The sequence below is a fragment of the Echinicola marina genome (assembly GCF_020463795.1).
Taxonomy (GTDB): Bacteria; Bacteroidota; Bacteroidia; order Cytophagales; family Cyclobacteriaceae; genus Echinicola; species Echinicola marina.
Genome location: NZ_CP080025.1, coordinates 2,789,241 through 2,799,539 on the forward strand (window position 1 = coordinate 2,789,241; position 10,299 = coordinate 2,799,539).

At 37.8% G+C, this 10,299-nt stretch carries 12 protein-coding genes; 3 read left to right on the forward strand and 9 right to left on the reverse strand.

Annotated features, from left to right (window positions below):
- Nucleotides 1-4 precede the first annotated feature (4 nt).
- Together fabF and KZP23_RS11660 are read right to left on the reverse strand one after the other, a co-directional pair.
- Nucleotides 5-1,258 carry a beta-ketoacyl-ACP synthase II gene (gene fabF / locus KZP23_RS11655; protein ID WP_226336406.1) on the reverse strand — a complete coding sequence of 418 codons (1,254 nt, stop codon included), beginning with the start codon at nt 1,256-1,258 and terminating at the stop codon, nt 5-7.
- A gap of 22 nt (nt 1,259-1,280) precedes the next feature.
- The gene (locus KZP23_RS11660) at nt 1,281-1,517 is read right to left on the reverse strand and encodes an acyl carrier protein (protein WP_010855324.1); all 237 of its coding nucleotides are present in this window, start codon (nt 1,515-1,517) and stop codon (nt 1,281-1,283) included.
- A gap of 150 nt (nt 1,518-1,667) precedes the next feature.
- Between KZP23_RS11660 and KZP23_RS11665 the strand changes: the two genes are divergently transcribed.
- On the forward strand, nt 1,668-2,096 hold the full coding sequence (locus KZP23_RS11665) for an IPExxxVDY family protein (protein ID WP_226336407.1): 429 nt from the start codon (nt 1,668-1,670) through the stop codon (nt 2,094-2,096).
- A gap of 19 nt (nt 2,097-2,115) precedes the next feature.
- Nucleotides 2,116-3,552: a pyruvate kinase gene (gene pyk, locus KZP23_RS11670; RefSeq protein ID WP_226336408.1), complete on the forward strand. Its 1,437-nt coding sequence runs from the start codon at nt 2,116-2,118 to the stop codon at nt 3,550-3,552.
- Between the two features lie 46 nt (nt 3,553-3,598).
- On the opposite strand, the gene KZP23_RS11675 is transcribed toward pyk, so the two are convergent.
- From KZP23_RS11675 to KZP23_RS11695, 5 genes are read right to left on the reverse strand one after another with little or no spacing between them, the layout of a single operon-like run.
- Nucleotides 3,599-5,155, reverse strand: coding sequence for an NFACT RNA binding domain-containing protein (locus tag KZP23_RS11675; protein WP_226336409.1), 1,557 nt, complete (start codon nt 5,153-5,155; stop codon nt 3,599-3,601).
- On the reverse strand, nt 5,155-5,919 hold the full coding sequence (locus KZP23_RS11680; RefSeq protein WP_226336410.1) for an MBL fold metallo-hydrolase: 765 nt from the start codon (nt 5,917-5,919) through the stop codon (nt 5,155-5,157). Before KZP23_RS11680 ends, KZP23_RS11675 begins: the two co-directional genes overlap by 1 nt.
- The gene (locus KZP23_RS11685) at nt 5,916-6,194 is read right to left on the reverse strand and encodes a hypothetical protein (RefSeq protein ID WP_226336411.1); all 279 of its coding nucleotides are present in this window, start codon (nt 6,192-6,194) and stop codon (nt 5,916-5,918) included. Before KZP23_RS11685 ends, KZP23_RS11680 begins: the two co-directional genes overlap by 4 nt.
- Before the next feature lie 20 nt (nt 6,195-6,214).
- The gene (locus KZP23_RS11690; protein WP_226336412.1) at nt 6,215-6,595 is read right to left on the reverse strand and encodes a response regulator; all 381 of its coding nucleotides are present in this window, start codon (nt 6,593-6,595) and stop codon (nt 6,215-6,217) included.
- A gap of 2 nt (nt 6,596-6,597) precedes the next feature.
- Nucleotides 6,598-7,347 (reverse strand): response regulator, encoded by a 750-nt coding sequence (locus KZP23_RS11695; protein WP_226336413.1) that lies wholly within the window; start codon nt 7,345-7,347, stop codon nt 6,598-6,600.
- Nucleotides 7,348-7,400: 53 nt separating this feature from the next.
- Here KZP23_RS11695 and miaA point away from each other — a divergent pair, with 53 nt between their 5' ends.
- A complete protein-coding gene (miaA, locus tag KZP23_RS11700; RefSeq protein WP_226336414.1) occupies nt 7,401-8,315 on the forward strand; it encodes a tRNA (adenosine(37)-N6)-dimethylallyltransferase MiaA in 915 nt (304 codons plus the stop codon).
- Here the strand turns inward: miaA and KZP23_RS11705 are convergent.
- Nucleotides 8,303-8,635: a hypothetical protein gene (locus KZP23_RS11705; protein WP_226336415.1), complete on the reverse strand. Its 333-nt coding sequence runs from the start codon at nt 8,633-8,635 to the stop codon at nt 8,303-8,305. The two genes, miaA and KZP23_RS11705, sit on opposite strands and share 13 nt — an antisense overlap.
- 2 nt (nt 8,636-8,637) lie before the next feature.
- The gene (gene pfkA / locus KZP23_RS11710; RefSeq protein WP_226336416.1) at nt 8,638-9,609 is read right to left on the reverse strand and encodes a 6-phosphofructokinase; all 972 of its coding nucleotides are present in this window, start codon (nt 9,607-9,609) and stop codon (nt 8,638-8,640) included.
- Between the last annotated feature and the right edge of the window lie 690 nt (nt 9,610-10,299).

The window sequence follows — 10,299 nt, forward strand, 5'->3', positions numbered from 1 at the left end:
TAGATTACTCAGTTATTTTTTTGAAAATGATGGAAGCATTGTGTCCACCAAATCCAAAAGTATTACTCAAGGCTACATTTACTTCTCTTTTTTGAGCTTTGTTAAAAGTCAAGTTCAACTTGGCGTCAAAAGCGTCATCATCAGTGAAGTGGTTGATGGTAGGAGGAACCAAGTCGTGGTTAATGGCCATAATGGAGGCGATGGCTTCAATCGCGCCAGCTGCTCCCAAAAGGTGGCCGGTCATTGACTTAGTACTGCTTATGTTAAGCTTGTAAGCATGATCACCAAAGATCCTTTGAATGGCTTTGGTTTCACTTACATCTCCTAGGGGAGTTGAAGTACCGTGAACATTGATATAATCAATGTCTTCAGGCTTCATCCCTGCATCTTCCAGAGCGAATTTCATCACATTGCCCGCACCGACACCTTCAGGGTGTGGAGCCGTAATGTGATGGGCATCAGCAGTCATGCCTCCACCGACCATTTCGGCGTAGATTTTGGCACCTCTAGCTTTAGCATGCTCATATTCTTCAAGGATAATAGCACCAGCTCCTTCTCCTAAGACAAATCCATCTCTGTCTTTGTCAAAAGGTCTAGAAGCAGTTTCAGGAGAATCATTTCTTTGGGACAAGGCTTTAAGAGCATTGAACCCACCCACACCTGCTTCGGTAACTGCAGCTTCTGAGCCTCCGGTTACAAAAACATTTGCTTTACCCAAACGGATATAGTTGAATGCATCTATCAGGGCGTTGGTCCCTGAAGCACAAGCAGAAACTGTAACGAAATTAGGGCCTTGGAGACCGTATTTCATAGAGATAAAGCCTGCGCTGATGTCAGCGATCATTTTGGGGATAAAGAAAGGATTGAAACGTGGCGTTCCATCACCAGTAGCAAAAGTGGCCACTTCATCCTGAAAGGTTTTTAGCCCGCCAATACCAGAACCCCAGATTACACCGGCCTTAGAAAGGTCGATCTTTTCGAGGTCAAGCCCTGAATCCTTCATGGCCTCTTCTGCAGAAATAACTGCATACTGAGTAAAAGGATCCATTTTACGAGCTTCTTTTCTATCTATAAATTGCTCAATGTCAAGGTTTTTAACCTCGCAAGCAAATTGCGTCTTAAATAAGGATGCATCGAATTTAGTAATAGGTGCAGCACCGCTTACACCATTAGATAAGCCCTTCCAGTATTCTGGAACGGTATTACCTAGTGGTGTAAGGGCACCTAAACCTGTTACTACAACTCTTTTTAAATTCATAAATGAATTTTGAAGGGTTAGATTATTTTACGTTGGCTTCCAGATAGCTTACAGCCTGACCTACTGTACCGATTTGCTCAGCTTGGTCGTCTGGAATAGAAATGTTGAATTCTTTTTCGAATTCCATGATAAGTTCTACCGTATCAAGAGAGTCAGCGCCAAGATCGTTAGTGAAGCTAGCTTCAGGAGTTACTTCAGATTCTTCTACGCCTAACTTATCCACGATAATGGCTTTTACTTTTTGTGCAATTTCAGACATTTTGTGATTAGTTTAGTTAAAACACTCCGCAAAGAAATATATTTAAAACATTAATGTCAAAAAAAACCGATAACTAAATTTAAGATATTCCTCGGAAACATTGAAGTTAAGAGAATATTTTTAATTTTGTTTTTTTAAAATTCTTCCTTCATGAGGAAAACAAAACTCCAAGTAGAACATGATTTTGATTTTGAACTTTTAGGGCTGGTGGCACCTCTAAAAGACTATAAGATGGCCTGGGCTGTCAATAGTTCATTGGATATTAAGTTGATAAAATCAAATGATTACCAGTTGGAGTTTATAAATCAACCCAATTTGGTGATATCTCAATTTATTTTAGAAAAAGAACATGGTTTTATTCAGTTATTAAAGAACCGTTCTTTTTCAGATTCGGGACAAACGCTGTATCTTGTGCCCGAATTGAAAATAATGGACTACTTCCTGCTCTTACAGGATTTTACCCATGAGACCAATTTAAATTGGTGTATTGAAAAATTGTCAGGCAGTAAGTTTATCCAAAACGTGGTTAAGCTTGATGTCTCCAAAATAAAATCGAAAGAGAACCTATTAACCTATTAAATAACAATTATAACAAGAAATGAAGGTACCCAACGTGAATAAGAAAACTAAGATCCTGGCTACTGTTGGTCCAGCTTCCAACAATGAACAAACCCTAAAAGAATTAGTTGATGCTGGTGTTAATGTTTTCAGATTGAATTTCTCTCATGGTAATCATGAAGGCCATGCTGAGGTGATTAAGCTGATCAGAAAGATCAATAAGGAAAACAACCTTAATATTGGTATCCTGCAGGATTTGCAAGGACCTAAAATTAGGGTAGGTGAAGTTGAGAATAATGGTGTTGAGATTAGAGAAGGTGAGAAAATTACCATTACAAGTGAAACTGTAATAGGTACTTCTTCATTGGTTAGTACGGTTTATAAAAATTTGCCTCAGGATGTTAATCCTGGAGATAGAATCTTGATCGATGATGGTAATTTGGAGCTATTGGTCAATAAAACAGAAGGAATTGAGGTAGATTGTACTGTGGTTCACGGTGGTATTCTAAAGTCAAGAAAAGGAATCAACCTGCCAAATACTAAGGTGAGTGCTCCATCGCTGACAGAAAAGGATAAAGAGGATTTGGTCTTTGGACTTGAAAATGAAGTAGACTGGATCGCACTTTCTTTTGTAAGGTCTGCTGAGGATATAGCGGATTTGAAGAAAAGAATTGAAGATGCTGGAAAGTCTTGTAAGATAGTAGCAAAGATCGAAAAGCCTGAGGCTTTGGATAATATAGACGAGATTATTGAGCTGACAGATGGTTTGATGGTCGCTCGTGGTGACTTGGGTGTGGAGGTACCAATGGAAATGGTACCGTTATGGCAAAAGCGTTTGGTGGAAAAATGTAAGTTGGCTTGTAAGCCAGTGATCATTGCAACCCAGATGTTGGAAAGTATGATACAGAACCCTCGTCCAACTAGGGCAGAAACCAATGATGTGGCCAATGCGGTACTTGATGGAGCCGATGCGGTAATGCTTTCTGCTGAAACAGCTTCGGGAGCTTATCCTGTACATGCTGTAAAGGCAATGACCAGTGTGATCAAACATGTAGAGGATAATTCTGATGTTTATCACAACCTTTATAAAATTCCGGAAAATGATGAGACCTTCTTGAGCAATAACTTGATCTTGATGGCTTCAAGGTTATCAAGAAATGTTAAGGCAAAAGCGATAGTAGGAATTACTGCTTCTGGCTTTACTGCTTTTAGGATAGCTTCTCACAGACCATTTGCGGAGAACTTTGTCTTTACCATGAATAAGACATTGATCACGCAGTTGAGTTTGGTTTGGGGAGTAAATGCGTATTATTTCGGTGATGACCAGACTTCTACGGATGGTACTTTTAAAGAAATTCAAGATAGACTGAAAGCTGATGGCCATGTGGTAGAAGGAGACTTGATCGTCAATACAGCTAGTATGCCGCTAAAGGATAAAGGAAGAACCAATATGCTTAAAGTCCATGTAGTGGAATAGGAAATATTATTGGAAAAAAGGGATCCATCATGATGGATCCCTTTTTTTATGGCCCTTTGGGGCTTACCATAATTACTTTTTCCTTGTCTACCATTACTGCTCCTGCAGGACTTCCCTTAACTTTTCTTACGTATTTGCACGGAGTATACATCACTGGAGCAAGGGATTCATTTTTGTTTTTGGAATAAAATGCAGCCAGTTCCGCAGCCCTTTCAATAGTTGATTTAGGAATGGTTTGACCTGACTTGTATTTGATGATTACGTGTGATCCAGAAACGTCTTTGGCATGTAGCCATAAATCATCTTTCCAACTGTAATACCTGAGCAATTGGTCATTGGCTTTGGCAGATTTGCCTATTAGTATCTCAAAATCATCTATTTCCAAACGTTTAAATGGAAGGTTTGTACTTTGCTCTTGTTTTTTTTGATTGATCTGGTTGTGCTTTGCAAAATCTCTAAGGGTTTTGAAATCTTGGATTTCATTTAATTCTGCTAATAATTCCTCTAATTCCAAGAAGAGTAATTCCTTTTCGGAAAGATTCTTATGGAGCTGCTCCAGTTCTATTTTTCTGTTTTTTGATTTTCTGTAAAGATTTTCAGCTTGTTTTTGGGGGCTACTTCCTTTTTTTAGTTTTATGGTAATATTTTGGTTTTGATAAAAATCAAATAGCTCAATTTCGGTACTTCCTGCTGGGATTTGGTGAAGGTTTGCCATGATGATATCAGCAAGTTGACTAGGAGCAGTGCTCTCTTCAAGTTCCTGAAGTTTTGAGCGTGTCTTTTTTATATAAGAAGCCGTTTTCTTTTTTAGATCGTCTATGGTTCTGGTAATCTGGGTTTTCTCTCTTTCAAAAGCTTGGTAAACTACAGCGTATCGAAAATATTCATTAGCGGCTTCTATGGGATCAGCAGAAGAAAATATGCTGTTTTCTTCTGGTAATAAGCTGAGGGAATATTGTTCGTTTTCCTTGATGATACTGAAAAGTGGTGTGTCTAGCATGTCCATGACTTCCTGCATTAGGGACCATTTTTTATCCATGTCTGCGCCGATATAGCCATTGGATTTTAGCCAAGCTCTTGGTATTTTTCCCAATGTTGGAAGGTAGGCGGCTGCTTTGCCTTCTAGCGCTATGAACTGTTCATGACTAAGGTCAAGTTGCACTTCAAGATTCTTGATGAGCAAATTTTGGTCTTCTTTCAATTCATTTCTAAAAATACTGGAGGGAGATTGTTTCGGGTCTTGGTAAAATAATATATTACTCCTGCTACCATGTAGCTTAAATAATAGGACTTTGTCAGAATCAAAATGTATGAGCATGGCTCTTTCATGGGGCAAAGGTTGTACCTTTGTTACTTTTTCTCCAATGATATCGGGGAAAAGGTCGACACTGTTTTTTCGGCTTCTTTTATAGTCTTCTGGAAAACTAAGACAGGTTACACTTGGGGATAGGTTGGCTCTTATATAAAGAGAATGATCATTTTCAGCAAAGCCCAAGACCATTTCGTCTTTGTTTTGTGAGAAACATTCTAATAAGTCTAGTCCTTTCAGTTTTTGCTCAAGAGTAGGGCAGAGGAATTTTAGGAAATGATAATTGAGATGCATTATTCAAGCGATATTTTCAAACCGTCATGGGCGAGGAATACATTGTTAGGCAATTCCTTTTCTATTTCCTGATGGCAGCCCAGTTTGTGGCTTATATGGGTTAGATAGGCTTTTTCAGGTTTGATTTCTTCTATTATCTCTAGGGCTTCAGCTAAAGTGAGGTGGGAAATGTGTTCTGAAATTTGCAGGGCGTTTAGAACAAGGGTCTTGCTACCCCTTATTTTGTCCATTTCTTTTTTAGAGATGTATTTCGCATCTGTAATATAGGTGAAGTCCTTGATTCTATAACCAAAGACAGGTAATTTATAATGTAATACCTCTATCGGCGTAAAAGTAACCTCATGAACATCAAAGGGTTTGTTTTGAATTTCATGGGTGATTACTTGTGGTACTCCGGGGTATTTTTTTGACGAAAATACATAAGAGAATTCTCTCTTTATTTGTTCTAAGACGGGTCTAGTGCCATAAATAGGCATGTCCTTTTTTTGCATGAAATTAAAAGGACGGATGTCATCTAAGCCGGCTGTATGGTCTTTGTGTTCATGGGTATAAATTACTGCATCAAGTTGTGAGATGCCTTCTCGGAGCATTTGGGCACGGAAATCTGGGCCTGTATCGATCACAAAGCTTTTTTGGTCCATTTCAATATGGATTGAGCTTCTTAATCTTTTATTCCTGAAATCGAGGGAAGCGCATACGTTACACTGACAACCAATGACAGGGATCCCTTGAGAAGTGCCTGTTCCTAAAAAAGTGATATTCAAAGCTTAAGTTCTGTTTGTTGGAGTTCGGTATAGAAATCTTGATTCTTTTTGTTCTTAAACTCCTTTGGATTAAAATTTAATTCTTTTAGAATGTCGATCAAGGTGTTTACTTTTCCTTCAAGGGTATAATATTTATTGATGATAACCACCTTGGTATCTTTTAGTATACAATAACCTGATTTGAAATTGCCCTTTTCATATCTTAACATATAGTCAGATTCGGCAAATAAGCTTTCGATTTTATCTAGGTTGTTTTTGGTATACTTAATGGCCATAGTCGGTCAATATTTAAGGATTATTTATTGAGATGTTTCTTCACTGTGGCAAGCAGTAGGTCGTAATCAAGTGGTTTTTGAAGAAAGTCATTTAATCCCGCTTGTTTAAAGTCTTCTAAGGTGTAGTTTTTATAATTCCCGGTGATCGCAATGATGGGGATTTGGGATTTTATAGGGTCTGGTAATTCCCGGATGGATTTGGTGCATTCTATTCCGTCCATAACAGGCATGTTGATATCCATTAGGATTAAGTCATAATTTGATTTTTCCAATTGGCTTAAAACCTGTTTACCGTTCTTGACTGCTTTGATTTCATAGTTTTCAAACATCAGAACGTTTTTGGTGAGATTGATGATAACCGAACTGTCTTCTGCTACCAATATTTTTTTATTGTCGCTCATGCTTATCTATGATTGTTTCGTTGGTGAAGGTGGTTCTTGAAATTTGTAAAATGGTTTTGCAATGTTAAATAATCTTCTTCGATATCTTCAAAGTTTACATCCTTAATTTTTTGTTCAAATTTCCCCGCTTCAATAAAAAGCTTTTTCGCTCCAAGTGTTCCAGAATTCCCCTTTAATATATGAAGTTTTTCACCAATGTCAGCAAAACTGTTTTGTTTCACCAAATTCCCGATTTCATTAATTATTTCCTGTGCCTCTTCCATGAAATCTTCATAGACCATTTTGATGTTTTCATCTGAATTATATTTCTTGAGCTGGTCAAACACTTTTGCATCAAGGATTTCGGGGATTTCTGTGGGGATTTCTATGTTTCTTTTTTGCTTTTCAGAGTTGTATAGCTGATAATAGATGCTTTCGAGTAAGTGTTTTGGCTTAACTGGTTTTGCAATAAATTCATCGAATCCAGCAGAAAGAAAATATTCCCTGTCATTTTGATTGGAAAATGCAGAAATGGCAATTACAGGGGCGAGGGTTAGGTTTTCTTCCTTGATGATTTTGAGTGCGGTAATTCCATCCATTACAGGCATTTGGATGTCCATAAGGATGAGGTCATAGCATTGGTATTTTATTTTGCCAATTGCTTCTTGACCATTTTCGGCGGTTTCAAACTGATAATCATGGGAGATAATATTCTCAAAAACTTTACGGTTGAGATTATTGTCATCTACTATTAGTACCTTTTTATTTTCCATGACCTTATAATTATTAATTTTGGACCAATTAATTCATACAATGAATACCTTTGATGGCCTTGGAAAGCGATAAATATCTTGTAGTTGTTGTTGGACCTACGGCAGTAGGAAAAACAAATTTGTGTATAAATTTAGCTAAAAATTTTGATACAGAAATTGTTTCTTCCGATAGTCGGCAGTTTTACAGGGAGATGCAGTTGGGTACAGCCAAGCCTAGTGAAGATGAGCTTAGTGAGGTAAGGCATCATTTTGTTAATAATCTTTCGATTTTTGAGGATTATGATGTTAGAAAGTTTGAAAAGGAGGCATTGGCACTGATGGAAAAACTGTTTAAATCCCATGATGTGTTGATCATGACTGGGGGATCAGGACTGTTCGTCAATGCCATTTGTGAAGGGTTTGATGATATTCCAGATATAGATCCATCGATTAGGGAAAATCTTAATGAATTATATAATAAAGAAGGGATTACCGCTATCCAGCAAAAGCTCAAAGAACTTGATCCTGAATATTATACTGCTGTGGATATCAATAACCCCCAACGATTGATCAGAGGATGTGAGGTGAGTTTGGGCACGGGTAAGCCATTTAGTAGTTATAGGATTAAGAAAAAAGTTAATAGGCCTTTTGAAATTATCAAAGTAGGCCTGGAAAGGACACGGGAAGAACTGTATGATCGGATAAATTATAGAATGGATTTGATGGTTGGAGCTGGACTGTTTGATGAGGCAGAGAAGCTGTTTCCCTACAGGGAATTGAACGCCTTGCAAACGGTGGGCTATTCAGAAATTTTTGGTTTTTTGGAAGGCGATTATGACAAGGAAGAAGCCATTCGGCTCCTAAAAAGGAATTCGAGGCGTTATGCTAAAAGACAGTTTACATGGTTCAGAAGAGACGATGAAATCCGTTGGTTTTCTCCTGAGGATGAAGAGGGAATTCTTGCCTATATTCGGAGTCAAATAGCATGATAACCGAATGACTTGGCTACAAAACTGTATGGTTTGGTGATGATCAGTTCATTATGTTGGTGCCTGAGTAGTTTAGCCTTTCCCAAGAGGATCTTTGCTGTTTTGATTTTTTGCGGATCTAGACCCTTAGCCTTTTTGATTTCCACTTCAATTTCATCCATGTTGAAGTTTTGATCTTTTTTTTCAAGATGCAAAGTTTCGGCCAACTGAGAGAGAGCGGTTTTGTATTGCTCTTTTTTTGCTTTGATGCTTTGGTTGACCACCAAGGCAAAGAGAAATACAAAACCACCAAATGTCAATAATATTGGAATGAACCCCATGTCTAGATACTTAGGATTTCTATAAGTTTTAGGGTGTCTCTGTTCAGGGGCTTGTTTTTGGTGATGCAATCTTCAAAACTGGTGTATACCACTTCGTCATGAATGATGCCCGCCATGCAGTTAGCCTTTCCGTTTATAAGTCCTTCAACAGCTGCCATGCCACATCTACTGGCCAGCATTCTGTCTTTTCCTGTTGGGTTACCACCTCTTTGGATGTGTCCAAGCGTGGTTACTTTAAAGTCCTTGGAATCATCATTGATGGTGTTTTTTACTTTTTCCATGATTTCTGCGGCATTGCCTTCTTCGTCACCCTCTGCCACCACGATTACACTGGATGTTTTGCTTTTGGAACTGGTGAGCTTTTCCACCACTTCGTTCAATGTGGTTTTGGTTTCAGGGACCATTACCATTTCGGCACCTCCTCCAAGGCCGCATTCTACTGCTATATAACCGCTGTCCCTTCCCATTACTTCAATGAAGAAAATGCGGTCATGGGCTGCAGCAGTATCTCTGATTTTATCTATAGCTTCTAGGGCTGTGTTGATGGCCGTGTCAAAACCTATAGTGAAATCGGTACCATAAATATCATTATCGATGGTGCCAGGACAGCCTATTGTTGGGATACCAAATTCTTCATAAAATACTTTGGCTCCTGTAAAAGTGCCATCTCCACCAATGGCCACTAGTCCTTCGATCCCATGTTTTTTTAATTGTTCATAAGCTTTTTGTCTACCTTCTTTTGTTCTGAAATCAACACTTCTGGCTGATTTGAGGATGGTTCCGCCTCTTTGAACAATATTACTTACGGCATGGGATTCCATTAGATTGATTTCTCCTTTGATCATCCCGTCATATCCATACATGATGCCATAAACTTCAAGTCCGTGATAAATCCCTGTTCGTACGACTGCCCTGATACAGGCATTCATTCCAGGAGCATCTCCACCTGATGTTAAAACAGCTATTTTCTTCATTGGTTTAATTAGGTTTTTTAGTGGGCTAAAATTAAGGATTAATGAATGGAATTTTAATTAATTTGGTGAATTCTTTTCTGTTAAAGGGCCTTGTTGAGCTGCCTTTGAAATTGTCGTAAATGGTAAATAAATAATTTTTATTCCATGCCTAGGTATTGTTTGAGGTGTTAAATACGATATTTTGGTGATTTTTTTTGAATTATCACTTGCCTTGTTATATTTGTTATTACTTAAATATGCAAAATAAAATTTCATGAATAACACATGGTGATCAAACAAGTTTTGTGTTGTTCAGATCTAGATATTTGTTTTTCATATTTTGTTAGGATTTATATAGCTCGATAGTTAAAAATAATTATATATGAAATAAAACCTTTACATTGAATGATTTCTTCTTTTGGAGGTAGACTATTGGTAGATGGTTTTCATAGATAAGGGGCAATTGATCCGACTTGTCCTAAGTCATAAGGTTTGGAATAATCAAGGAAGACTTAATTGATCCTGATATTTAGTTTATGATCACCCCATATTGAAGAAGTTATTTAGTATAGTGCTTAAGAGTGTTTAAAAGTCTAAGCAGCTCTAAAAAATTATTTTAGGCCTTGATAATTGCTTTCTTGACTAATCATAATATCAGTTTGGTCAGGCATGAATGGATTATCAACTATACTTGAATTTTATCACCAAGAG